Below are 26,215 nucleotides of genomic sequence, written 5' to 3'. Positions count from 1 at the left end.
AATGTTAAATAAAGAAGCTAAAATATATATCGCAGGTCACAGAGGTCTTGTAGGTAGTGCAATTGTTAAGAATCTTGAAAGTAAAGGATATTCAAATCTAATTTTTAAAACACATAAAGAATTAGATTTGACCGATGCTACAAAAGTGGCAGAGTTCTTTGAAACCGAGAAACCGGCATATGTTATACTGGCCGCTGCCAAAGTTGGTGGTATAGTTGCCAATAATACGTACAGGGCAGATTTCATTTATGAGAATCTTATGATTCAAAACAATGTAATTCACCAAAGCTACCTTCATGGAGTTAAGAAGTTACTCTTTTTAGGCAGCACATGTATCTATCCAAAAAACTGTCCTCAGCCAATGAAAGAGGACTATTTATTGACCGATACGCTAGAATATACCAACGAACCTTACGCTATTGCTAAAATAGCAGGTATTAAAATGTGTGAAAGCTACAATTTGCAATATGGCACAAACTTTATTTCTGTTATGCCGACCAACTTGTACGGTCCTAATGATAATTTCGATTTAGAAAAATCACATGTTTTACCTGCATTGATCAGAAAAATGCATTTAGGGAAAGCATTGGAGAATAATGACTGGGATGCCATATTTTCAGATTTGAACGCTTTACCTATTGAAGGCGTAAACGGAAGTTCTTCCAAAGATGAAATTTTATCCGTTTTAGATAAATACGGTATTAAAGAGAAGGATGGCAGCATTCATTTAGAAATTTGGGGCACCGGTAACCCTATGAGAGAATTCTTATGGAGCGAAGACATGGCCGACGCCTGTGTATTTCTAATGGAACAAAGAGATTTTAAAGACTGTTATTCATCAAGTAACAAAGAAATAAGAAACACCCATATCAACATTGGAACGGGTATTGATATTTCAATAAAAGACTTGGCGCAGTTAATACAAAAATCCATAGATTTTAAAGGTGAATTGTATTTCAACACCGATAAACCAGACGGTACATTGAAAAAATTGACAGACCCAAGTAAATTACATGACCTTGGCTGGAAACATACCGTATCATTGGAACAAGGTGTTCAACAAGTTTACTCTTGGTACACTAAAAAGAATTAAGTTATATAAATATCAGATTTCCATTTATCCCCAAATTTACAATTAGCCAATAGTTGCCTATCAGCTATTGGCTAAATGTACCAACCTATTTTTAGCTCGTTTACCAACCATTTCTAAAAGCTAAATGAAGAAATCTTTATTCATAATACCATTGTCGTTGATAGTCCATATTTTGATTATCAACGTTACAATATACGTATATACACCTGAGACATACCTAAATGTTTTCAGCATACTATACTATAATGTGGCATGGCTTATAACTACGTACAGTTTGCATTTTTACCCTACTGCAAGACGCGATGGTTTTATGACCAACTTAAAGAGTTTCTTAAAACTTTTTGTTATTTACGGTTTGGTCTATTTTACCTCATTCGTTTTTTTTGGTATTTACTCTTATTCCACCGGTTACCTATTTCTTGCTTATTTACAAATTTGTGCATTGCTCACCCTTTTTAGAGGTTTGTTCTATTTAGCTAGAAACATATATAGAAAAAGAGGATACAACAGTACCAGAGTTGTTGTAATTGGCAGGGATAAAAACTTACCCAAGCTGAAACGCATATTTGATAATCCGGAATATGGATACTCTTACATGGGCTATTTTGACAATGTCAAATCTGATAACAACTCATGCCTGGGGGATATTAAGAGCTCTTTCAATTACATTTTTGAAAATAATGTAGAAGAGGTGTATTGTATGGCTTCAAAATTATCCAAGTCAGAAATACAGTATTTAATGAAAATTGCCGATAATAGTTTTAAGAGAATTAAGATTATTCCCGATAATAAAGAGCTGTTTTCCAACACCATGTCTATTGAATTATATGGAGCGGTGCCCATTCTTAATTTAAGAGCTTCGCCATTAGACCTAGATTATTCCAATTTGGTAAAACGTATTTTTGATATTGTATTTTCAAGTATGGTCATACTGTTTATCTTATCATGGCTAACACCAATTGTATTTGTATTGATGAAAATAGATTCTAAGGGACCTTTATTTTTTAAACAAAAACGGCATGGTGTAAACAGACAAATTTTCTGGTGTTACAAATTTAGGTCTATGACCAAAAGTAAAACCAGTGATACCAAAATGGCAACTAAAAACGATGCAAGGGTAACAAGGCTAGGTAAGATTTTAAGAAAAACAAGTATAGATGAACTACCGCAATTTTTCAATGTATTGATTGGAGATATGAGTGTTGTAGGACCAAGACCACACATGGTAGTGCATACCCAAGAATATGAAAATTCAGTAGACCGCTATTTGGTAAGACATTTTATTAAACCTGGCATTACAGGTCTAGCACAAATACAAGGCTGCAGAGGAGAGATTCTTGATCGATCCGATATCGTCAACAGAGTACGTTACGATATTTTTTACATGGAAAAATGGTCACTAGCATTAGACGTCAAAATCGTCTACAAGACCATATTTAACGCAATTAAAGGAGAAGAAAAAGCATATTAAGCTGAATGAACTGCCTAATCTTTCTTTTTAAATAGCATTTTAAAGCCCTTAAAAAATAATAAGGCCATTATCCCTACCAAGAGACCAACAATAAACTCTACGATTATACCAGGTACATTTGGGAGCAAATGATGTAAAAAATCAATGTTATGTACAAATATTCCTCCGGAAACCAATAGAAGCGCCAAAGTCCCTATTACCGATAATGCTTTTATAACCTTTGGAAGTGCGTTAACAAAGAACCTACCAATAATATCAGAAATACTATTTTCTTTGTCATTTAAGTTTATAAGTCTGGTACCAAATTCATCCATTCTTACAATTAACGCTACAATACCATAAACCCCTACCGTTGCAATCAATGCCACTACGGATACCACGGCTATTTGGGTCACCAATGGCTCATTAATTACTGCGCCTAAAGCAATTATGACTATTTCAATGGATAATATAAAATCTGTTACTATAGCAGACTTTACTTTGGTTTTTTCCAATTCCAGGATTTCATCTTTGGTCATTGGTTCTGTATCTGCAGAAATATGTTCGTCTTCGTGCGGCACGAAGAATTCATATATTTTTTCGGCACCTTCAAAAGCAAGATAGATGCCCCCAAGTATTAAAACTACCGTAACCGCCCAAGGTAGAAAGGCACTTAGCAAAAATGCAATAGGCAGTATAATGATTTTATTTAATAAGGAACCTTTAGAGATTGCCCACAATACCGGTAATTCCCTTTTAGAGACGAATCCTGATGCTTTTTCTGCATTAACGGCTAAATCGTCACCTAGAATACCAGCTGTCTTCTTAGTGGCTATTTTACTCATTGCCGCTACATCATCTAAAAGCGCCGCTACATCATCTAAAATTGCAAAAAAACCTGAAGCCATGTATTTTAATTTTGGTCAAAAATAAATTAACCAAACGGTTTATGGGAATTCTATTCGTAAAAAAGATAACCATTAATAATCTGTTCAAATAAAAACTATAGATTGTTTAAGAATTTTAATTTATAATTGAAATCCACCATTATATACATGATAGAAAAATTATTATAGATTAAGGACTTTTGAAAAATCCTAACCTGATAAAAGAACAATTATCACATAACCTAATTCACTTGCTCCCAAATAAAACCATTACTCTGCAACCACAACACGTTAACTCCAGCAGGAACTAGTTGACGATTAACATTATCTGAATCTAAATAACTTGCAACTATAGTTAGTTCTACACTTGGTTTTTTTTTGATGATATACATCCTACCAACAACTGCACTGGCTAAAGGCAAAAACAATCTACTACTACCCGTTCCGCCAATAAAAATTGTATGATTAGTTTCATTGACTCCAAGATCCGCCCCAGAAATAAAACTTACTTGAGTTGCGATTGAACCTCCGACACTTAAAGTAGAATTTGGTGTTGAATTATTGACTCCCAAATTATTATTAACATTATCCCAAAATAAATTATTGTTATTTTCTGTAAGCACTCCATCAGAACCAGCAAAAAAAATAGAGCCAGTTTCACCTAAAACCATATTGTTTGAATTAGATAAATTAATAATTGTCTCTTGCCCTTCTTCATTAGTATAAGTATACGAGCCATCCTGGTTTTCTTCTAAAGTAGACGTGGTCTCTTCAGTACTATTTAAGGATACTAACGTTTCTTCACCTAATTCATTTGTATAAGTATAAGAACCATCTAAATTATCAATTAAAGTGGATGTAGTTTCAGGAGCACCATTAAAAATAACAGGGTTTTCACCAACCCTAGTAAAACTATAAGTACCGTCATTATTGTTAACTAACGAACTTTCTTTAACTGGTAATATTGTTTGCGTGCCTTCCTCATTTGTATAAGTAAAAGTACCATCTGCATTACTTATAAGAGAAGTTATCGTTTCATTAAATTCTTCTAAATTAGTTGCATTACACAAATTAACCCAATTAGCTCCATTAAAATAAAATATACAATTTTCATCACTATTATAAACCATACCTCCTGTTAAAGGAGTTATAGCCATCATTTCCTCATTACTAACTCGCGTAATTACTAATACCTTACCGGTACTTTCTAATTCCAATAAAGAAGAATTATTAATAATAGACGGACTATCTCCAATTTTAATTTGAGCACGACCTATAGAAATAAAACAGCAAAAAATCAGTATGCTTAGGGAACTTTGTAAAACTCTGGCAATCATTATCAACAAGTTTTTTAAAACCTTGCAAATTAATAATTAATCAACCAAAAAAATATTTTATTCGTTTATCTGCAGTATAATTGGGCTATTTAGTTTAAAAAACTAATGTACATACGATTATAAAAAAATCTAGAAATTCAAATGCAAATTTAAATCTTCCTTTGTAGTCTTTGAAATACCCCCTTTAGACCAAGTTAATACAAGTTGATAATTCTGGTAATTTTCTGGAACTAGAAAAGAAATTTTAGCACCACCGCCTAATTTTTTCAAAGCTAAGTAATTCCCATTATTATCGGTTTTAACTAGAGCCCACTCTAAAATAGAATCTTCTTGTTCATTAAAATATTTCCATTCACCATTAGACCAGAAAAGGGCATAATACGTTACTTCTAAATCAGTAACCAAGGGTACTGCAGGTTTTAAGATCTTAAAATCTTCAAAAACCAATTTATATTGTCTTTCTTTCCAAGCATTTTCAATTTTTACATAATCCAATTTCTTCTGACCATTAAAATCTAACAAACCATCAAAAGAAACCACGTGGCTTTCCCAACGATTTTGCCAATTAGACAAAAAGACAGACTTATCAATCAAATTGTTTTTAATATGCTCATAATCACTTACCGTAATATCACCGACTAAATAATTTTTATCATGCTCATCACAATAATTTGAAAAATCTTTAAACCAATAAACTTCCTGCACAACCGCACTATAACCATCTAGTTTAAAATTAAATTTTTCCATGGCTCGCAATTCCATTTCCGAAGATTGAGAAATAAAAACATCTTTTGTAATCATTCTTTTAGGCTCAACTTTTTTTACTTTCTCCAGTAAATCAGAAAACCAAATATGGTATAAATATCGTTGATGGTCTAAGGCGTCTAATTGATATCGTTTTGATAATTCTTGCCAAATATCATTTGAAAAATTATAACCAATAATATTACTTTGATTTTTATATTTAAGTAATGCATTAATTACTTTTTCCTCCAACTTATTTAAGCGCAAACTATCTTTGATAAAATCCAAATCAGATGGTATCCAAAAAGAATATATAACATCTAGTTGTTCTCCCTCTGCATATTTTAATACATTAAAATCATAAATTACCGATTGGTTGTATTTAAGAGTATTGATACCTGCTTGACGCATTAATCTAAAATCTTTAATAAGTTCGTTTTTGTCTGCAACATAATTGTTAGAGAACCAATTTTCAGCCTTATTGTAATTAACTCCTCTAAGATTTGTACTTAAACTTTTTCCTTGCCATTCCCCTTTGAATCTAATTAAACTATCAGGTACTACAAATTTGCTATTTATCGTTTTCTCAAACAATGAAATATTTTTAAATTTTGGGGTATTGAAAGTCCAGTCTAAATATTTAATAGAATCATTATTATTTTGGACCGGAATATTATAGTCCAATGAACTATTAAAAAATACCGCACCTCTAATTTCCCTATGTTCTGTTATAATACTTTCAGAAGCATTTTTAAGCCATATTTTTTGATTACTACCCATTTTTAAACTTCCAAGTTCGGCTATAAGAATTGGCTTGTCGGTAATTTTTGTAAATACATTTTTATAAGGTGCATATAATTCTGAAAAACTATAGGAAACTCCATCTTCGTTCAGGCTTCCATAATTCAAAATATCCACACCCAACCAATCTACATAAGCATCACCAGGATAGAATTCTTCGATTTTATTAGATTTCCATGGATTCCACACCCACTTAACATTGTCAACATGTTCTTTAGAGAATATATCATATATGTACCGCCAAGTTTTAACAAAATCGCTCGCAGCTGTTTTGTTTTCGTTGTACCAAGGATAACCAGGGTTGTCAAATTCATGAGCAAAACGCAAAAACACGGGGTGTTTTATCTCTCTTAATGAAATTGCGAACTGTTTAATATATTTATCAAAATGCCCTTTTCTAATTAAATTTAATTGTTGACCTCTATTCTTAGTGTTTATTATGGAATCTGAAAATGAAAAATTTGTCAACCATGGCTCCCAAGTTATAAGCGGCGTAGCATTATTAAGCAAAATTTTTTCTAAATATTTATTGTCTAAAGAAGAATTTAAAGTGTCTCCCCATGGTATATAAAAAGATACCATATCAAAATTCACGTTGTTTTTAATCTCAACATTATCTATTAAATCAAGATTTGAAAGTCCATTATTTTGAGAAGGATAAAAAATTCCTTTATACAGGTATTCTTCTATTTCCACTGGTTCTGGTTTAATAGCATTCCATTGTTTCTCTTCTAATGAGTTTACAGCATACAATGAAATAAAAACAGCAAAACATACCAGTGGAAGCGCAATTATTCGGGTGAACCTAAAAACATAATCAGAACCATCTATAATTTTTCCTTTAATGATTTTAAGGAAATCAATAACATCTCGTTTTAATGAATTACGTAAAATCTCATTTTTATTAGTAATTCTTGATGCTAAGTATAAACTAAATAGCATAAATAATATATTCAAAAAAGCAAAACCCATCATACAAATTGAAAAAGGTGTAATATTGGTTTGTAACCCATAAATAATGGCGGTCATTGATAATACTGCAATCACCATATTAGGAATAATTATTTTATAATTTGTACCTTCCTCATCTTTTGGAGTAGGCAGGTATGGCACTTTTTTACGAATAAATGTATACACCACCCCTAGTATAAATATCCACCATGTAACAATCTGCAAAACACCACCTATAACGTGAAAACCACGCTCACTGCGCTCTATGACCCATTTTTGAACGTAAACTCTAATACATAAATTACTAACAAATAATGGGATACTTATAGCTATGAATTTCAAAAAATTACCCGTCCAAGGCATTGAAGAAGTAAATAAAGAAGTTATAGGAATAGCAAAACTTATCAAATAAATAAAACCTATTAAATAATGCATTGGTAGTAATGCATAATGTAATTTTTGTCTGATAGTCAACTTCTTAAAAATTTTTGGATACACTACATATAAAAGTTCAAAAACGCCTCTTGACCATTTCAATTGTTGTTTAAAATATGAAGTCAAATCCAATGGTGCCATTCCAGTAGCTACCAATTCTGGAACATAAACAGATTTCCACCCTTTTGCATGTAAAAGCATAGAAGTATGCATATCTTCGGCAAGACCGGGAGCATGACCACCTATACTATCAAGAGCCGATCGTCTAAAAGTACAATTTGCACCAATAGCGTTTACCGTACCATAGGAGTTCATAGACATCATCATGGGTCCATAAAAATGAAATGTTTGTTCCGCTGCACCTCTTGCAACCAAAGAATGTACCTTATTGTAATATGCCTGAACGACTTGTACGTATCCAATTTTTTCATCCTCAAAATAAGGAATAACTTCATCTAAAAAATTTGGTTTGGGAATATGGTCTGGATCTAGAATTAATGCAATTTCACCTGTGGCAATTTTTAGGGCGTTATTAATATTACCGGCCTTGGCATCTGTTCTATGATTTCTGGTTACATGTACAATTCCATTCTTATTACAAAAATCAATTAAATAAGGATCATTTGCTTCATCACATAAATAAGTGGTATGAGGATAAGTAATCTTTTGAATTGCTTTTAGAGTACCACATATCATCTCATATGGTTCGCCAGGAAAATATGTAGTCAATATATCAACTGTATACTTTTTATAGCTTTCTGGTTTTACAGGTATAGAGATAGCGTAGTAATGATACCATAAATATAAATTTCTTAACGCACCATAGGCAAGTACGATACATAGTAATACGTACAAAAATGTTGCTCCTCTATATGCTGGCTGCAGGAAATAATAGAAGAATTGAACTAGACTAAATACACCAACTAAAATCATAAACCTGAGAACTTTAAGTTCTATTTTAGATGGAGCCTTCATTGGTTTTTTATCCATTAATTAATTTTATTCATACTATAAAACGGAATATTTGCAGTGGCAAAATAGCCTGTTTCATTGGTGATTTTGTAATACAAACGGTAAGGTCCTTTAATTTCTGGGCATTTAAATAAAACACTATTTTCATCTTCATTTACAATCAATTCATCTTGATTGTAAATGACCTCATCATAAGATGACCTACCCCATTTCTCAGGTAAAATTTGCCATTGAAATTCATAGTCACTTCCCACATTACCTAAAAAAATTTTTCCTTTTATAATTTCATTGGGTGTAAAAACCATATTGTGCCAACCTTCTTTATCATTCAGTAAAATTTTTTTAATTTCTGGTCCTTTATAGCTATCCTTTTTGTCACTCCAAACGTTTTTTAGTTCATGGACGACTTGCGTTTTTAAACCCTGTTCATCAAACAGACTAAACCAAGTATGCGTAGTCTCTTGTTTTTGCCCCCAATAAAATGCCAAACTGCCTAGAAAACGACCATCATCTATTTTATCTATCACATTTATGTAACGATTTCTGAATTCTTCTCCCTTTTTGGTACTTGTATGCTCTAAAGGCGCTTGCCAAGTTGTAGCATTTGATTCCCAGGGTCCATTATTACCCCATTCAGAAAGCAAATACGGTCCTTGCCATAAAAATAATAATCGTTTTACATTATCAAAATCATTAATACGCCCAAAAACATTAATGGAGATAAAGTCAATGTTGGGGCTTTTCATTTTTATTGCTAATATTTCTTTGACCGCACCAGTTGACACAGCAGTACTAACAGGATGATTTGGATCAATTCGATGAATTTCGTCTAATATTGCGTTAAATTTTATAGTAACACCATTAGACAAAATTTGAGGGAAATAGACTTCATTACCTAACAACCAACTTAGCAAAGCAGGATGATCTTTATACGTATTGACAAATTCACTAATCCAGACAATAGCATCTGGATCTATATAATTCATGTTCTTAATTTGTAACGGAATATCAACTATTACTGCAAGACCAAGGCTATCTGCCAAATCTAACTTTTGTTTAAGATCTAAGGTATCATAAAGGCGAACGGTATTAGCACCTGCTGATTTAAGTTCTTCAAAATAGTAACCACCAGAAGCACCTTTTATTAAAAAAGGTTTTCCATTACGGAATATCCGATAACCTTCTGTTGTTTTTAAAACACTAACTTTATTATTGGAAAAATCTTTAGTATCCGAGCAAGCTATAAGCAATATGGATATCAATATTATTATACCAAAATTATTATGCGGCATGAATTAAATTTAGCTGTAAATAAAAAGGGTGGGGGAGAAATATAAATATAATAATAAAGCTAATGCCAAATTTAATATTTAAAACGAATAACGATAAAATCCATTATTTAATGGATAAATTGAAAAATTGTTGATTATAAGACTATTTATTTCATTAATTTCAATCTTAAAAATAAATATAAATGACCAAAAAGAACATTTTTTTTAAAAGGCACTTGTTGTTGATATTGCTCACATTTTCTCTATTAAATTGTAGTAAAGATGACGACCCGCCAGCTACGCCAACTGGCAAAAACAAAGAATATAACGTTTTAAATACGAATTTCTCTGATTTAAACGGAACCATAAATTTTGCAGAAAACACCAATGGTTCCACTACAATTTTAGTACAATTGAATAATACTTTCAAAGGTATTGACAACCCAGTTCGGTTACGTAGAAACACTGCTAATATAGGTGGAGGCATCGCATTAGAACTAAATGAAATACAAGGTGAAAATGGTAAAAGCTCTACTACAATTTCTAAGCTGGCAAATGGAACGATTATTTCATACAATGAGCTTTCTGAATTTGACGGCTATTTAGCAATTGAGGATAGTTCTACTGGCGTATTAGTTGCTTATGCCGATCTTGGACCCAATGAACGAACTGGTAATAGCATAACGTATAACTTATTTTCACCTGAAGGTGCAATAAACGGACTTGCATTATTCGAAGAAAGAAAAAAAGGCACAACATCACTGACCATAAATGTATTTGACATCAATCAAAATACAGAATTACCCAGTTCTTTACATATTTTGCGGGAAAATATTTCGCCTGAGGTAGAAACCTATAATTTAAATTCTATTACAAGTGAACTTAATGGATATAGTTTTAACGAGATAAAAGAACTGAATAATACGACCATTTCCTATTCTGAACTTTTAAACCTTAATGGACAAATTCAAATTTTAGATGCAACAGACACTAATAAGATAATTTCTAGTGGAGGTATTGGTATTAATGAAAATGCAAATAGCAATTAGCAGATATAATTACTTTAATATTAATTTTCTTAATGGACTATTGTAAATTATCTTGATAAGTCTGGGTGGCATATATCTCATTATTATTCTACTTAATGGATACACATAGCGCCAGGTTACACCTTTTAATTGCAATATACCTTTCATATAAATCTTAAATTCATGAAGCCCTTTAGATTTATCTCTTGATATAAAGGAATCTTGCGTTATTCTAAATTGAATTAAACACTCAGGGATATTACCTATTTTATAACCCATAGACAAGATTGTAAACCAAAGCGCCAAATCCTGAGTTAATCTGTAATCTTCGTTATACCGTATACCATTATCAAAAATTTCCCTTTTAAACATAACGCCGGCATGTTGCAAGGGGCAGGCTTTACATATATAATTTCTGACTTCTTCATCTGTTATTGGATATGTCCTAATATTGGTATAGTTACCATCTTCATCTATCTCTTGTGCCAAGGAGCCAACCACTGAATAATCTTTGTGTTTTTCTAAATATTCAACTTGCTTAATAAACCGACCAGAAACGGACACGTCGTCACTATCCATACGAGCAATATATTGACCCGTAGCGTGATTGATACCAATATTCAAAGATTTTGTTAAGCCTACGTTGGTCTTATTTTTATGAATCAATAAGATATCCTGTAAAACTTGCTTCCATTTTTCAATAATGACATTTAACTCATCAGTTAATTCTCCATCCTCAATGAGGATAATTTGTGTAGGTTTTAAAGTTTGTAGCGTCCATATACTATCTAAAGCAAGTTCTAGATATGCCGGTTTTTCTTTATAGTAAACAGACATGATTACCGAGAGGGAACGTTCAGTCATTTATTGTATTTCTTAAAAAATTATAGTGATAAAATTGATTTAATATCAATTACATGTTGTCTTCTTTTACCTTGATAAACAGTATCAAAACTTATATATTCTCCACTAGTAGAAAACCTAGGGTGCAAATCGCAACGTGTTTCATTCTTGTATTTTGTACTTTGAAACAATTCAGCCAAACAATGTAATTGTTTTGTTTTTCTATGAAAAAGATATAGTTTCTGCATTCTACTTTTGTCAGGATAGGAATCAAAAACTATCCAATCCCCAAAACTACTTGGATGACCGTCACCTAATTGCAATGCTGTCATTTCTGGACATAACGTTGCAACTCCATCTAGTCCCAAATAATAATATCCATTTTCTCCATTGGCTTTTAAATAGCCTAAAATAGTCTCATTATCTAGCCAATAACAATGGCTTACATATTCTTCATCAATTAAAACTTTAATAGTTTCAAAATCTGAATACATTAATCTATCAAATCTTCTTTTACCTTGAAAATAGCGATGAATAAACATAAATCCTTTTCCATCTGGTTGTATAATCACATGGTTCAATTTATGGGTACAATCTTTAAAAATATCTTTTATATCTACATTTACTACATCTTCTATAATGTGTAACATTGTTGTATTGCCCGTAGCATAATCTATTTTCCAAATACCGTCATCCTTAAGACTCTTTAATTCAGACTGCTGTAATGGTGGTAAGCTGCGGTAAACATAGTCTGGTCGCATGGCCAATAAACGTTGATAATTTATAGAGAGAAAATACTGGTCTTTGTAGATTGCCTGTACGGGATAATCAAAAACTTTAATCAATGAATTCTCTTTCGTGGAAAACACTTTAGATCCGTACTTTATTAAATCTTCATCAAAATCATTAAAAACAAATAGCTCTTCATTTAACCATTGTAACCGCGTGCCTTGTTGCCAATTATACGCTTTTGACTGTGCTATTTTCTTTGTTGTACCATGGTATAAATCTGTAATCAAGATATCTACCGGTACAGTATCTGATGGCAAATTAACGGACGCGATAGAACTTAAATGGGAAAGAACCTGACCCTTATTATTAACTGTTGCTATGTCATAATACCCACCAAACGTTTCAGATTCAGCATCATAGTTGGTTAAGAAATCTATAAGTTTAATGTTAACCGGTTCTTCCATCACCCTAATTATATAGTCCTTATTTATGAAGTTTAGCGTTTATTGAAATATAAACACCCTTTAAAAAGGCTTTTAAACCTGGTGTTGCAGATAAAATTGCCGCAATAACCCGCTCTTTTTTACTAAATGTTGCCACTATTTAAATTTCATTCTTAAGGTATTAATAATACGATAGATAATAATCTTTACTTTAACAAAATCGATGAAAGCCGTATCATGCTTAATTGTCACTTGTTTTTTTGTAGCATTTGGATTCATAGTATCAAATTGTGATGCAAGTAATGCAAACAAATTATACTCGTCTAACACTAAGTTTTTTGCCTCTTTAACCTGAGATATTCTTTGCTCATAATATTCCTCTTCAAGAATTTTTTCAATAATTTTTACGGAGCTTTCAAAATCATTAATATCAATTTTAGAATACGCATCTTCATGAAAATATTTTTCTAGATTGGTACAACCATAGTATATAGGGTAAGCGTTGCCTAAATAACTATCCGCTAATTTTTCTGACCAATAATCCGGATATGCCGAATTTTCAATAACTACATGATATTTATAAGGGGCTATAACATCCCACTTATCATCAAAATCATTAAAGCCCCTACCAAATAAGTCAATTTTATCTCCAAAATGTTCCTTTAGCTTTAATACAAAATCTATCCTTTCTTGATGCCCTTTAGTAAAAGCCTTATTACTAGTTATTACGGAAATTAATTTGGATTTTACCGGTGGCGTATCATATTTAAAATTATCATAATTTTTAGAAAACCTGACTTTACCATTATGGTCCTGTATCTTCCCTATATGCCATGCTAAGCCAGGCTGAAAGTGTATTTGATTGTTATGTTTCAATGTTTTTTGACATACCACAATTTTACCAAATTGATTCACAAAACTGTTTGCATAGTGATAAATAGCTTCCGGTTCACCCGTTACAAAAAGTGTATTTTCAGGTGCAATTATACAGGTTTCTGTTTTTTTTTCACCTTTACTATAAAATACCCAAAAATCAGGACTTTCAACTTCTTGGTTGATATAAAATTCATAATTTCCCCATTTAGCTAGACCAGAAGGTGTCTGACGCTGAACACCCACATTGTCTTTGGCTATAGAAAGTTTTACTCTATACATATATTTATATAATTTATGCTTAAACATTACGCTACTTGCGGAGCGAAATATTACTAACCTTATTTATTTAAGAATATTTACAAATAAAAAGTTTGTTCAACACTCCAATTCTTATTGGAAAACAACTGTAAAAAGAAATTTGTTGCTATACGTAAGACATAAGCTGCTGAAAGTATTAAAGTGAAAACAATTATTGTATTGAAAGGATACCAATAATTAAAAACATCTGTTATAACAATAAATTGAACAAGATAAATCTCATAAGTTAATGCTGAAATGATTGAAACGAAAAACCAAATCTTATAATTAGCAAGTGTATTACACCATTGATAATTTACAATTTTATATGAATAATATAAGAAAGATAATAATGGAAAAACTGCAAGTAATTGTATATAATACCAATTATCAACTTTGCCCTTTCCAAAGTACATTACTATGAAATAAAGAATAAAAGAAATTACGCAAAAAATTAAATCAATTAGTAGGTTTGTACCTGTAATATTTTTTCTACTCCTCCCAATATAAGAACCTAAAAGCATAGAACTAAAATAGATGATATAATGAAATTCATGAAATATACTTTTGCCTGTTTTTGGTGATAAATAAATATAAAGAGAAGTAAGAAAAATAGAGAAAAACAGCATTTGTATCAAGTATTTATCTAAATATTTAATTAAGAAATAAATTATAGAAAAGCTAACTATAAAACATCTTACAAACCAAAAATCACCTGCTAAAATAAAATCGTACCATCCAATTTCTTTAGAGAATAAAAGATTAGAAAAAACAGCTACAACAATTAGACTTGGCCATAAACGGATAAATTTCTTCCTTACCCAAAAATCAAATCTGACATAATTTCCATCCTTCTTTTGAATATTTGTCAAGAATAAACCTGATACAAAAAAAAACAATGCATTACCCTGAACACCAAATGTTGCAAAGCTAACATTATGGTCTTCGTATAATGGTGCATAATGACTATTGGTAATCATTACTGCAGCAATAAATTTTAAAAAATCTATACCATAATTTCTCTTTTTCATATTAAATCCATCTACGAAATTTCATCACTGTAATCTAAAATCTCCATTTTTTAAATATATAAAATCATTTACAAAACAAATTGAAGGCTTCTGTAGCAATCGTTACCTCATTTTGTGCACCGTCTTCATAGAATATGAAATATCAGTTCTGAATTACTAATTAGACTATATGTTATGCTTTGTGTTTTCATTCCAAATTTTGTTGACTCTTTATTACACGTATAAATAATAACACCACAGCTCCAATAATAGTCCAAAAAGTAGGGAAAAGAATAAAATCTTCAATCGATATTTGTAAAAAGATATACAGTAACACCAAAATTAAACTAACAAAAATATAGCCTAGCACATGTCTTGAACTAACAATATTCTTTTTAAAAAGCACTATATCCTGTGAGAGATGAAATACAATAAAGGAGGCAAAAATAGCATAGTTTACTACAGATAATGATCGGATAAAATATAACCCTATCAAACAAATTGCAGAGTTTATCAGTACGCTATTAATATTAAACCACATATCTAACTTTTCAAGTTTCATAGCAATTAACATATTTGCCTGTAAAAGTGATGTTGGAAAAACCAATATAGTAAAGAACATTTCTTTAGTATACTGTGCAGATAATGCATATTTATCACCAAAGATCCAAGGTATTAGTTCATCTGCAAATGAATATGTAAATGTAAAAGCACCAATACCGTAAAACATCAATATTTTAAAAATATTTTGATAAGCCTTCTTTAATTCTTTTTTATCTTGTCGTTGATAGAGTTCTACCAACTTAGGTAACATTGTACTACTCAATACTACAGGTACCAGCTGAGCTAAAGAAAATATTTTGAATGAATTTTCATAATGGGCTACATCTTCTAAAGGAAGCAACTTGGAAATTATTAATGTGTCAATTTTCCAGTATACTACATAAGCACTACCTATAATAGCAAAGGGCCAATATTTTATTAGAATATTTTTTACAAAACTAAAAGGTATTTTTTCTTTCCAAAAACCTTTTAAATCAAAGCCTTCCGCAGCACCAATACGCAAGAATAGATTTAAAGTAACAAACCTTGTAATCACAAGAAATATGGCTAAATAAACAATATTAAAGTCATAAATAAAAAGTAAACACGCAATTAAAAATTTGGATATTGCTTCAATAGACAGTACTAAAACCGTTTTCTTCTGTGAGAACTGTGCAATATTCACATTTTTTATGGAGTATATAATATTATCAAAAATAATATTAGCCGCAAATAAAAGTGAAAGTATACGCACGGTATCATCTGAATATAGAAAAAAAGCAAACAACAAATTTATGACAAAAAAGAAAATGCCAAAATAGGCTTGCATTTTAAGGAACTTAGCAGCAAGTTTGTTCTTATCTTCATGGTTGACTACCTCTCTAATAAACCAGTGCCCCAAACCCATTGAAGAAAAAGCCACCACCATTTGGTAAAGACTATTGGCTATAACATATTTAGCAAAATCGTCTACCGAATAATGCCTTGCAATCAATACGTAAAACAGGCTTAAAAATACATTCTGAAATAAACTACCCGCTAGACCCCAAAAGCTATTTTTAAGAACTTTTGATTTCACTTTATCTTGAAGCGAGCTTATTATACTTGACATGTTATATATGATTTTAGGTGAACTTTATTAGTTCTTTGCAATTGCATTTAAGAAATCCAAGTGCATTTGTTCCGTAAGTTTACTCTTTGTAAAATTTAATCCCAAAGAATGATTGTTTTCAGCCATTTTTTTTCTTAACGCATCATTTTCATAAAGTTGATTTAATGCTTTTGCTACGCTAGCAGGCTCTTTACCATTTACCCAGAGACAATGGTCTGGCTCTTTTAGATGATCCAAAGCCGCTCTTGTTTGAGTAGTTATTACAGGTAAGCCACTAGCTACAGATTTAAAAAGTGCCATAGGAAAACCTTCATCAAAATAAGTTGGAAAAACTAGCGCATCTGTATTGGCGTAAAAATGGTCACATTCCTCTTCTGGTAAAAAACCCGTAAGATATACGTATTTTTCAATTTCTAGCTTTTTAATTTCTGCTTTAAATTCCTCGTAATCATCTCCGTTACCGGCGAAAATAAAAACACAATTATCTTTATATTTAAAATCGGGAATCGCCCTTATGATACTAAAGATTCCTTTTTCAGCAATCATACGACCGGCAAAAAAGAATTTAAACCGATTATCATTCAACCCGTAATTCTCCATAAATGCCTCTGATTTTATTGATCTATTTGGATCAATAATATTGCCTGTGACATAAGCTTTTTTCGCAAATTTAGGTGCTAACTTTGCAATACTATCCTTTTCTTCATTTGATAGAAAAAACCAAATAGTAACTTGCCTAGATAAATAAGGAATTACAATTGATTCGAAGAAAAAAGACTGCTTAGTTAAAATTGAGATATTAGACCCATGGGTCTTTATAGCTATATGTAGTTTACGCCAATACAATGTTCTAATCAATACTATAGTAATAAAATCGCGGGTAGTACCAACGGGCTCAAATCGCGAATTTAAATACAATAATTCTGGCTTTACTTTGTAAAGTTTTTTAACTAATGCATAGGCATTAGAAAACACCCCTAAAAGTTTATTTAACTTACTTAATTTAGAATTATTACGGGTATAGGTAATAGTATGACATTCATAGCCCAAATCAATTAAGCCATTAACTTCATCCATTGCCAAATTAATATGGTTTTTAGGCGGGATACCTACTAATATTTTTTTAATCATTTATTCTTTTACGTGATTCATCAAATTAATCAAGACTGCCATTATTTATCTATATATATCCTTAAGTTTCTTAATATTCCATCTTTCAAAATTTAGCTGGTACTCATTACTTTGAACATTTTCAGTAAAAGAATTTTTCTTGTTAAGTTTCAAAAACTCTTCTATTGCTTTTGTTAGCCCTTGGGATGTATTCTCTTTACAAACAACGCCTGTCTTATTGTTTATCACATACTCTGGCAAACCACCGGTATTAGTAACCAATACAGGACAACCTAATGCAAAAGCAGTCATGATTACGCCACTTTGAGTAGCATCTTTATAAGGACAAATGATTAATTGAGATTTACAGACTATTTCCGAAATTTCTTGATTACTTAAAAATTTATTTTTCACTGTTAAATTCTTAGTATCTTCATATAAAAAGCTAGGGTTATAGCCGGGAATTGTTTTACCACCGATATAAAAATTTAGGTTAGAGTGAAGAAGACTTAATTCTTTGATAGCCTTACTAAACATTTCAATTCCTTTATATGGCGAGATTCGTCCTATAAAACTAATATACTTCTGTTCACCGTTATTCAAAAGACCTTTCTTTGGTAAAAATGTCCTGAATACTGTATATGGCATAAGTTTTAAAACAACAATCCTCTTATTTCCCTTAAGTTGAGAAGCTAAATCCAATTTACTAAATTCAGAAAAAACTACATAGGAACTGATCATTCGAAATAATAATTTTCTATAAAGAAATCTTAAGAAATGAAACTCACCAGAATGAGCTTTAGGATCGTGAATATTGAGAATTATTTTTTTTCGTCGTTGAATTAATCTTGGCAATAAAAATAACTGCCTTACCGAAAACTCATCAAGATGTATATAATCCGGCCTAACTTCATTGTAAAATTTATTGATTTGATTAGTTACTTGAAAAGTTTTAAATATGTTTTTAGATGAGTAAATTATGAAGTTTACAGATTTACATTTTACAAAAAAAGATTCTAAAAATTTTAAACTCCATTTATCAACGACTTCTTTAAACGAAGTAATTGAATTATAATCATTTAGGTTTGCGTCTATATTTAAAATATTAGCATTTAATTGATTAGGAGATAGTTCTATTAATAAATGAACTTCATAACCCTTATCTGCCAACAATTTAACATATTCTACAGCTGCGTCTAAAAAATAGACCTGAGTAGAATAAATAATTTTTTTTTTAGAATTCTTCATTAATTAAATTTGACATATTTAATTGTTGCCTGATAATATTTAAAGTGATTTTTGAGTACAGTTTAGCACCGCTATCATTTAGATGTTCTTTATCATCAAAAAGTTGAGGTGATTTTAAAAAACGTTCATCTTTAGTAAAGTCGTAAAAAGGTATATTTTTTTCATTACAAATTTGTTTGCAAAGAGTAATTGAATAATCTTTATCATAAGTGTAAAAAACAGGAGAAACAAAGACCAGTAAGGGTATATCGTTTCGCTTACACAAATCTAAAAACTCATTAAATATAGCCAACTTGTTTTCATCGACCTCATATTTGTCAATTGATTTGTGCTCATTCAATGGCTCGTTCCATTCTCCCATCAATGACACATAACCCTTTTTGCCTTTTTTTCCTAAATTACTATTACCAATTACAATATTAGCCAAGGTAGAATTATAGGGGTAAATACTTGATAGGTTTTTGAGTGGCTCAAAAGAACTTCTTAAATTTACAATATCTCTAATTTCCCGATGTTTTCGATAGTATGGCAATAATGAAGACAATCTATCATAATCCTCCTGAACATAACTAAATTTCCCCGAAAAATCATATAGAATTAATTTTGGTTTGTATCGCCGCAAAATAGATTTAAGAACTGCCGTCTGATAAAAAATAAAATTACCATCACGACCTGTATTATAAAAAGTCTTATTCAAGCTATTTATAAAAACATCCGGATTATAATGATGATTGGCTCGAGATGACCCAAACACAAGTATATCAGCATTGGTTTCATCCATACTTATTGTTGTTCTATGCTGAAATCCAGATTCCTGTTTAAAATAATAGTATTCAAGAACCCTACCAATCCCTAAATCGAAAAAAAAGACTAACAATAATCCTAGTATACCATGAATAACAAACTTTTTCATATAATTAAAACTGAAAATATATAAATTGACCTCCATCAAAAACACCTAACAGCAATATTGTGCTAATAATAAAGGTATAAGACAAATAACGTACAGAACGGTATTCACTAGTAAAAAACATTTTTTTATCTGGATAAAATTCATCGACTGCATCCTTAATTAATAATAAAGAAATAGCAAATATGCTATAAGCAAAAGAGCTTTTATCACCTATGAATAACGACCCACTGACAGTAATTATTCGTTCTATAATTGTAATTGCATCATATAAGCTGTTAGCCCTAAAAAATATCCATGAAAAGCAAATTAGAACAAATGTTATTGTGAGATTAACTAAATAATTAAATTTGAACGGTACTCCGATTTTTCTACTTTTAGGTGAAACGTCCAATATTTTAAATATAATTTGATAAAAACCATTTAAACCACCCCAAATAACATAGGTCCAATTGGCACCGTGCCACAAACCACTAACCAAAAAAGTTATGAGTAAGTTACGATAGTTTTTAACTGCACCAACACGATTACCGCCTAAGGGAATATACAAATAGTCTTTAAACCAAGTAGATAAGGATATATGCCATCGGGACCAAAATTCAGCACATGATTGGGCAAAATATGGTCTTTTAAAATTTGTCATCAAATCAAAACCCAATATTTTGGCACAACCTATGGCTATATTACTATAGCCTGCAAAATCACAATATATTTGAAATGCAAAAAAAACAGTTCCAATCAATAATGTTATAGAGCTATGATATTCTGGCACCCCATAAACTGAATTTACATAAATTGCCAAACGATCAGCGACAACTATTTTCATAAAAAAACCCCAAATCATAAGCCTAATACCATCAGATGCCTGTTCATAATTAAATATCTTTGTTTCTTTGAATTGTGGTAATAAATTAACCGCTCTTTCAATTGGCCCCGCAACTAATTGAGGGAAAAATGATACAAAAAGGGCATAGATACCAAAATGTTTTTCACTTTTAATATCTCCTCGATATACATCTATAGTATAACCAACTGCTTGAAAAGTGTAGAATGAAATACCAACGGGTAATAATAAATCAAAATTTGGCAAGCTCATTCGAATCCCCAAATCATTTAAGAGACCAAAAATTGAGCTATTAAAAAAATTGTAATATTTAAACAAGAATAGAATACTCAAGTTGATAAAAAGACTCAAAGTTAAATACGTCTTTTTCCTTCGTTTTATTTGTGTAGCATCAATTTTTAAAGCACATAAATATGTAACAAGTGTAGAAGTGAATATGAGAACCGCATAAATGGGTTGCCAGTTCATATAAAAATAATAACTACTAAGTAATAAAAATGCCCAACGTAATTTTATAGGTATAATATAATACACAATACAAACTAAAGGGAAAAACAATAAGAATTCGAACGAATTAAACAGCATTGACGAAACTGAATTTAATATTAAAGGAAATCATATACAGAATTTTAAAGAAATTTTGGTTTTGCGCTATTTGTATATAATATTGCCATTGAGACTAATATACCTAGGAGACAAGTAATACGATAGTCCACTAATGAATACACTGTATTGAATGCTATTAAAAAAGAAACCAATGAACTAAGAACGTATACTACTTCTTTATTTATACTCAACTTTAACAACCCATATAAACTCTTAATAAAAGGTATCAATATTAAGAGAATTAAAACAATTGACGCCAGAACACCATGTTCTACTATAATTTTAAGATAACCATTCTCTGGTTGGTTAAAGTAATAGTAATCCACACCTGGTTCAAGAACGATATTCATATCCTGATTATATATCATTATATACTTCTTAAAATTACCCATGCCAATACCTAAGCTTGGATATTCTTCAATAATTTCAATTGTCTCAATCCAAATAGCTTCACGAAAGGAAAAATCTTCCCCTACATTTTCCGTTCTTCCAAAAATAGCCGCATTTGGTTGAGCAATTAATAAAGTTCCTATAGCCAACATACCCACAAAACCAATTATTACTTTTGTTTTAAAATCTGTAAAAAGAAAATACAGCGTAAAACCTATTAAGAAACCTCCTAAAGCTGAACGGCTACCTGCTAATACTACACAAATAGCGGCCAGAGCAAAAAACAAAAATGACTTTTTCATTTCTATTTTATCTTTAACGGTCTGTATTATGAGAAAAAAGAAGCTTGCCATTGCTAAAAACTGTCCATTTGTCTGTGAATCTACAAACAAACCTGGAAAACGGGTTGTACCAAAAGATTCTCCACTAGCATTGCTATGAACAGCAGTGTAATACGATAATGAAGGCCCTAAAAAAAACTGTAAACACATTATACCTATTAAAAACAAAAATACAATCTTCAATATTTTGAAAAGTTCGAATCTTCTTTGAAAATCCTCATACAATAGATGGATAAAGAAACGGGTAAAAATAAAAACAGAAAATAACGGGTATAATGTATGAATATTATTAGCTGGAAATTTAGAAAAAATTTTTCCTACTATAGTAGTAACTACAAATAAAAGAACCAATACAAGATACCCCATATTAGTTTTACCATTTTTAAAGGTTAAAAAATTTTTGAATAAAAAAATTACCGCTATTAATGCTAAAACATCAAATACTTTGACAAATCCAAATTCTAATGGTAAAATTTTAGCGTCTGTAAAAGGCAAGGTCCATAAGGTATATTTAATGTAAACTTCAACTGTGGGTTTCATAAAAAAAACACACAAGAATACAATAATGACAATAAATGCTATTACATATTGTAACATTATTACCTAAGGGGCTTTAACATCTTCTTTAAGATTCTTCTTAAACTATTTTCTTCTCGTGGCTCTTCATAACCATAACCATAACCATAACCTTTTTTAATAATACCCCTACTTTTTACACCATTGAATATAATTACACTATTATTAATTTTTTTTCTTAAAAACAATTCATCTATATGTTGCAATATAAATTTTGGCGTATAATCGTGTCGTGTAACTATTACCGTTTTATCTACATACTTTGCTAACATAGGTGCATCTGAAACTAACGTTGTTGGAGAGGTATCAATAATTATAGCATCAAATTCATTTTTAATTTTTGAAATAAGTTCTTTCCAATTCTCACTAGTTATAAGATTAGATGAGTTTAAATTTTTAGCACCCGCAGGAAAAACGGTTAAATTTTCTAACTTCTGTACTCCAAAATTTAACTGAACACCTTCTAACAACACCTCACTAACACCTACTTCGTTCTCTAAATGAAATAGTTTGGTGACACCGGACATTCTTAAATCCATATCAATTAAAGCCGTTTTCTTGCCAGATAGAGCCATTGTTACGGCCAAATTAGAGCTAATATAACTCTTACCCTCACCTGCGATACTAGAAGTTATCATAACTGTTTTAATCATTTCGCCACCATCAAACAAATCCAAATCGGTCAAAAGACGTCTAAATTGGTCAACTATAAACAAATCTTCATGTTGATATACTAATAATTCCTCTTTAGGTTTATCTACATATGCAAGTTCACCTAATACTGGAATAAATGCTTCGGTTTCCAAATCTGATCGAAATAAGATTTTAGTACTTAAAAGCTCTTTTCCTGCAACCCAAATCAAGCCTAAACCAAGTGGCAACAATAAACCAATTAAATAAATTAGAGATTTTTTTGGAGAAACAGGTTTTAACGAAGCTTGCGCTTTTTCAATCACTCTTACATTACCCATAGTTGGGGCAAAAGACAATGCTGTTTCTTCTCTTTTTTGAACCAAAAAGTCGTATAAATCTTCAATACTTTTCTTACGTCTATTAATTTCCAGAAATATTCTTTCCTGTTCAGGAAGAATATTTAGGGCTTCGTTGTATTTACCACTATTGGTGGACAAACTACTTTTACTTGCCAGTAGATTCGATTTCTGACTTCGGACATTTTCAAGTATACTAGGTCTTATATTCTCAATTTTATTTTTGACAACTGTTAATAATGGGTTGTTTTCTGCGGTGGTTTTACTCAATTCACCGTATTCAATTTCAGCATCATATAGTTTTTGTAAAAGTTGACTTAAAATAGGGTCATCCACTCCTAAGGTAGATGGTACAATACCGGAATTATTATTTTTAGAGATAACATATTTCTCTACCTTATTTAACACCGAAAGTTGAAGATCTATTTCACCAATTCTACGATCGTAATCACCAACATTTCTTAAATACAAATTACCTTGCTCCCCTAAATTAATAACACCTTCTTTAGATCTATATTTTTCAAGGTCCTTTTCAACGCTTCTAAGATCCTTACCTACCTCTCCCATTCGCTCATCAATAAAATTCAACGTATTGGAAGCAAGAGAATTTTGTGAAGTTACAGTAGCTCTCTTATAAGACTCTATTATCTGATTCACTATTTCATTACCTCTATCGGGAATAGGATCATAATAATATATTCTAACAACCGTTGCTAATTTACTTGTCGCACCAACATATAGATTATTAAGTATCTGGTCAACCAAAACTCTAGATGAAACTATATTAAAATTAAAAGTTTTATCCTTATTATACTTTTTAAAACCATTTGGAAGAAATTTTAGTGCACTGCCACCATAAGGATTACTTACCCAAGTATTAAAAGGTACACTCTCGCCATTCATAACCACCAAACCTTTTTCGTAGTCAACCGTAAATTCTGGGTTTTCGATATCTACCTTTGAAATGGTTCTTAAAGGCTCTTGTAATACTATTTTAACAGGAGAATTTTCATAATATTCGTGTTCACTAAAAAAGCTGGAAGAATATATTTTGGAATATAAACCTAAATTGATGACAACGTCTTCTATAACATCTCTAGACTTTATCACTTCTATTTCATTTTCAACAATCTTCTTAGCCTCAAAAACATTAAAAGATTCCATCAATTGTGATTGATCAACTCCCTTTTTTTCATCATTTACAATCAAAGCTGCAGTACTTTCATAATAAGGCACCGTTTTCAATATATAAGCTTTTGCTAAAATTAAACCCAATAAACTTAAGACTAAAAATAATGGCCAAAAAGGCAAAAACTTCTGTAAAATAATATGAAAAAGGTTTTGTTGCTTTTGATTAATCATTTTATATATAAAATTTATTTAACAGCCAGATACAAAGCATTGTGATTATTTCTAACTTTAAACATAACTTACAATTTTAAAAAAAATTGGTACATTAATTATTCAGACAAATAGTTATTCTTATCTAATGGAATAATCTACATTGAACACTAACCTATAAAGCTTCATATATCACTACCTGAAGTTTACTATGGATATTATTGCCAAAGAAACTACACTTAATGCTACCGGTATCCACGGTCTCACTACACTTGCCTCAGCTGCTTTAGAGGGTCTTGGCTCTACATAAATTACATCATTTGATTTTAAATAAAAATATGGGGAACTCAAAATATCACTTGACGTAAGATCTAAATGTTGAAGCACTTTATTTTCTCCTACTTCACGAATCAGTGAAACTCTTTCTTTATTTCCATAAATAGTAATATCACCAGCTAAACTTAAAGCTTCTAGAATCGATATTTTTTCACTTGGCACGGTAAATACATTAGGACGTAAGACTTCACCAAGAACTGACACCCTAAAATTCAGTATACGCACATCTACAATTGGATTCAACAATAATTTTTGTTCAGTTAAAGCAGTAGTAATATAATCTCGAACCTCATCTTTTGTTCTACCCTGAACCTCTATTTCTCCTAAAACAGGAAAGCGAATAAACCCTCTTTTATCTATTAAATATCCTGAAGCTTGACTTAATACCCCACTGACCATACCGGAGTTTGCACCTACTTGATTAGAAGTGTTAAACATTTCTGCCGCCTCTTTATTAACACTACTAACCGATATACTCAACAAATCATTCTCTCGCAATGTATCTTCTACATTTTCATGAATTGAGGAATTGTAGATTGAATCAGGAGATTCATAAAAATATGTAGATTTTTTCATGCTTCCACATGAAACGAAAAATATTGATAAAAGTATTAAGATAGCATTTCTGAATAACAAATCTGTAATATCTAAATGGTTACTTTGCATTTTTTTCATATAATGTATATTAAACAAGTACCGC

The 26,215-nt window shown here is 30.9% G+C and carries 19 protein-coding genes; 3 read left to right on the top strand and 16 right to left on the bottom strand.

What is annotated here, in order from left to right; genetic code table 11:
* The first annotated feature begins 1 nt into the window (after window position 1).
* A complete protein-coding gene (locus PXC01_RS05950) occupies window positions 2–1,093 on the top strand; it encodes a GDP-L-fucose synthase family protein (RefSeq protein ID WP_276471412.1) in 1,092 nt (363 codons plus the stop codon).
* 124 nt (window positions 1,094–1,217) lie between these two features.
* Window positions 1,218–2,564: an undecaprenyl-phosphate glucose phosphotransferase gene (locus tag PXC01_RS05945; RefSeq protein WP_276471411.1), complete on the top strand. Its 1,347-nt coding sequence runs from the start codon at window positions 1,218–1,220 to the stop codon at window positions 2,562–2,564.
* 14 nt (window positions 2,565–2,578) lie between these two features.
* Here the strand turns inward: PXC01_RS05945 and PXC01_RS05940 are convergent, their stop codons facing one another.
* The 4 genes from PXC01_RS05940 to PXC01_RS05925 form a co-directional block, all read right to left on the bottom strand.
* Window positions 2,579–3,451 (bottom strand): DUF808 domain-containing protein, encoded by an 873-nt coding sequence (locus PXC01_RS05940; RefSeq protein ID WP_276471410.1) that lies wholly within the window; start codon window positions 3,449–3,451, stop codon window positions 2,579–2,581.
* Window positions 3,452–3,672: 221 nt separating this feature from the next.
* Window positions 3,673–4,767: a hypothetical protein gene (locus tag PXC01_RS05935; RefSeq protein WP_276471409.1), complete on the bottom strand. Its 1,095-nt coding sequence runs from the start codon at window positions 4,765–4,767 to the stop codon at window positions 3,673–3,675.
* A gap of 129 nt (window positions 4,768–4,896) precedes the next feature.
* Window positions 4,897–8,688 carry a glycosyltransferase gene (locus PXC01_RS05930; protein WP_276471408.1) on the bottom strand — a complete coding sequence of 1,264 codons (3,792 nt, stop codon included), beginning with the start codon at window positions 8,686–8,688 and terminating at the stop codon, window positions 4,897–4,899.
* Window positions 8,688–9,962, bottom strand: coding sequence for a glycoside hydrolase 5 family protein (locus tag PXC01_RS05925; RefSeq protein ID WP_276471407.1), 1,275 nt, complete (start codon window positions 9,960–9,962; stop codon window positions 8,688–8,690). The genes PXC01_RS05930 and PXC01_RS05925 overlap by 1 nt, the downstream gene beginning before the upstream one ends.
* Before the next feature lie 182 nt (window positions 9,963–10,144).
* Between PXC01_RS05925 and PXC01_RS05920 the strand changes: the two genes are divergently transcribed.
* Window positions 10,145–10,990, top strand: a complete 846-nt coding sequence (locus PXC01_RS05920) for a hypothetical protein (protein ID WP_276471406.1) — start codon at window positions 10,145–10,147, stop codon at window positions 10,988–10,990.
* Window positions 10,991–10,999: 9 nt separating this feature from the next.
* Here the strand turns inward: PXC01_RS05920 and PXC01_RS05915 are convergent, their stop codons facing one another.
* From PXC01_RS05915 to PXC01_RS05860, 12 genes are all read right to left on the bottom strand, one after another.
* The gene (locus tag PXC01_RS05915; protein WP_276471405.1) at window positions 11,000–11,833 is read right to left on the bottom strand and encodes a glycosyltransferase; all 834 of its coding nucleotides are present in this window, start codon (window positions 11,831–11,833) and stop codon (window positions 11,000–11,002) included.
* Window positions 11,834–11,853: 20 nt separating this feature from the next.
* On the bottom strand, window positions 11,854–13,008 hold the full coding sequence (locus tag PXC01_RS05910) for a hypothetical protein (protein WP_276471404.1): 1,155 nt from the start codon (window positions 13,006–13,008) through the stop codon (window positions 11,854–11,856).
* A gap of 135 nt (window positions 13,009–13,143) precedes the next feature.
* On the bottom strand, window positions 13,144–14,142 hold the full coding sequence (locus PXC01_RS05905) for a glycosyltransferase family 10 domain-containing protein (RefSeq protein WP_276471403.1): 999 nt from the start codon (window positions 14,140–14,142) through the stop codon (window positions 13,144–13,146).
* A 77-nt stretch (window positions 14,143–14,219) separates the two neighbouring features.
* Complete coding sequence (locus tag PXC01_RS05900; RefSeq protein ID WP_276471402.1) at window positions 14,220–15,191, bottom strand: acyltransferase family protein; 972 nt, start codon at window positions 15,189–15,191, stop codon at window positions 14,220–14,222.
* 187 nt (window positions 15,192–15,378) lie between these two features.
* A complete protein-coding gene (locus tag PXC01_RS05895; RefSeq protein ID WP_276471401.1) occupies window positions 15,379–16,824 on the bottom strand; it encodes an oligosaccharide flippase family protein in 1,446 nt (481 codons plus the stop codon).
* A 27-nt stretch (window positions 16,825–16,851) separates the two neighbouring features.
* Window positions 16,852–17,955 carry a glycosyltransferase family 4 protein gene (locus tag PXC01_RS05890; RefSeq protein ID WP_276471400.1) on the bottom strand — a complete coding sequence of 368 codons (1,104 nt, stop codon included), beginning with the start codon at window positions 17,953–17,955 and terminating at the stop codon, window positions 16,852–16,854.
* Between the two features lie 45 nt (window positions 17,956–18,000).
* Window positions 18,001–19,182 (bottom strand): glycosyltransferase family 4 protein, encoded by a 1,182-nt coding sequence (locus PXC01_RS05885; protein WP_276471399.1) that lies wholly within the window; start codon window positions 19,180–19,182, stop codon window positions 18,001–18,003.
* Window positions 19,169–20,095 (bottom strand): hypothetical protein, encoded by a 927-nt coding sequence (locus PXC01_RS05880; RefSeq protein ID WP_276471398.1) that lies wholly within the window; start codon window positions 20,093–20,095, stop codon window positions 19,169–19,171. The genes PXC01_RS05885 and PXC01_RS05880 overlap by 14 nt, the downstream gene beginning before the upstream one ends.
* A 4-nt stretch (window positions 20,096–20,099) precedes the next feature.
* The gene (locus tag PXC01_RS05875; protein WP_276471397.1) at window positions 20,100–21,404 is read right to left on the bottom strand and encodes an MBOAT family O-acyltransferase; all 1,305 of its coding nucleotides are present in this window, start codon (window positions 21,402–21,404) and stop codon (window positions 20,100–20,102) included.
* Between the two features lie 161 nt (window positions 21,405–21,565).
* On the bottom strand, window positions 21,566–22,813 hold the full coding sequence (locus PXC01_RS05870) for an O-antigen ligase family protein (protein WP_276471396.1): 1,248 nt from the start codon (window positions 22,811–22,813) through the stop codon (window positions 21,566–21,568).
* A 59-nt stretch (window positions 22,814–22,872) separates the two neighbouring features.
* The gene (locus PXC01_RS05865) at window positions 22,873–25,200 is read right to left on the bottom strand and encodes a GumC family protein (RefSeq protein ID WP_276471395.1); all 2,328 of its coding nucleotides are present in this window, start codon (window positions 25,198–25,200) and stop codon (window positions 22,873–22,875) included.
* A 174-nt stretch (window positions 25,201–25,374) separates the two neighbouring features.
* A complete protein-coding gene (locus tag PXC01_RS05860) occupies window positions 25,375–26,190 on the bottom strand; it encodes a polysaccharide biosynthesis/export family protein (protein WP_276471394.1) in 816 nt (271 codons plus the stop codon).
* Window positions 26,191–26,215: the final 25 nt, after the last annotated feature.

The sequence above is a fragment of the Maribacter huludaoensis genome, assembly GCF_029350945.1.
Classification (GTDB): Bacteria; Bacteroidota; Bacteroidia; order Flavobacteriales; family Flavobacteriaceae; genus Maribacter; species Maribacter huludaoensis.
This window is presented reverse-complemented; position numbering and strand designations above follow the sequence as displayed.

Excerpts from the sequence above, each read along its gene's own strand:
- PXC01_RS05950 (WP_276471412.1), top strand. The coding sequence starts at position 2 with ATGTTAAATAAAGAAGCTAAAATATATATCGCAGGTCACAGAGGTCTT.
- PXC01_RS05945 (WP_276471411.1), top strand. The coding sequence starts at position 1,218 with ATGAAGAAATCTTTATTCATAATACCATTGTCGTTGATAGTCCATATT.
- PXC01_RS05940 (WP_276471410.1), bottom strand. The coding sequence starts at position 3,451 with ATGGCTTCAGGTTTTTTTGCAATTTTAGATGATGTAGCGGCGCTTTTA.
- PXC01_RS05935 (WP_276471409.1), bottom strand. The coding sequence starts at position 4,767 with ATGATTGCCAGAGTTTTACAAAGTTCCCTAAGCATACTGATTTTTTGC.
- PXC01_RS05930 (WP_276471408.1), bottom strand. The coding sequence starts at position 8,688 with ATGGATAAAAAACCAATGAAGGCTCCATCTAAAATAGAACTTAAAGTT.
- PXC01_RS05925 (WP_276471407.1), bottom strand. The coding sequence starts at position 9,962 with ATGCCGCATAATAATTTTGGTATAATAATATTGATATCCATATTGCTT.
- PXC01_RS05920 (WP_276471406.1), top strand. The coding sequence starts at position 10,145 with ATGACCAAAAAGAACATTTTTTTTAAAAGGCACTTGTTGTTGATATTG.
- PXC01_RS05915 (WP_276471405.1), bottom strand. The coding sequence starts at position 11,833 with ATGACTGAACGTTCCCTCTCGGTAATCATGTCTGTTTACTATAAAGAA.
- PXC01_RS05910 (WP_276471404.1), bottom strand. The coding sequence starts at position 13,008 with ATGGAAGAACCGGTTAACATTAAACTTATAGATTTCTTAACCAACTAT.
- PXC01_RS05905 (WP_276471403.1), bottom strand. The coding sequence starts at position 14,142 with ATGTATAGAGTAAAACTTTCTATAGCCAAAGACAATGTGGGTGTTCAG.
- PXC01_RS05900 (WP_276471402.1), bottom strand. The coding sequence starts at position 15,191 with ATGAAAAAGAGAAATTATGGTATAGATTTTTTAAAATTTATTGCTGCA.
- PXC01_RS05895 (WP_276471401.1), bottom strand. The coding sequence starts at position 16,824 with ATGTCAAGTATAATAAGCTCGCTTCAAGATAAAGTGAAATCAAAAGTT.
- PXC01_RS05890 (WP_276471400.1), bottom strand. The coding sequence starts at position 17,955 with ATGATTAAAAAAATATTAGTAGGTATCCCGCCTAAAAACCATATTAAT.
- PXC01_RS05885 (WP_276471399.1), bottom strand. The coding sequence starts at position 19,182 with ATGAAGAATTCTAAAAAAAAAATTATTTATTCTACTCAGGTCTATTTT.
- PXC01_RS05880 (WP_276471398.1), bottom strand. The coding sequence starts at position 20,095 with ATGAAAAAGTTTGTTATTCATGGTATACTAGGATTATTGTTAGTCTTT.
- PXC01_RS05875 (WP_276471397.1), bottom strand. The coding sequence starts at position 21,404 with ATGAACTGGCAACCCATTTATGCGGTTCTCATATTCACTTCTACACTT.
- PXC01_RS05870 (WP_276471396.1), bottom strand. The coding sequence starts at position 22,813 with ATGAAACCCACAGTTGAAGTTTACATTAAATATACCTTATGGACCTTG.
- PXC01_RS05865 (WP_276471395.1), bottom strand. The coding sequence starts at position 25,200 with ATGATTAATCAAAAGCAACAAAACCTTTTTCATATTATTTTACAGAAG.
- PXC01_RS05860 (WP_276471394.1), bottom strand. The coding sequence starts at position 26,190 with ATGAAAAAAATGCAAAGTAACCATTTAGATATTACAGATTTGTTATTC.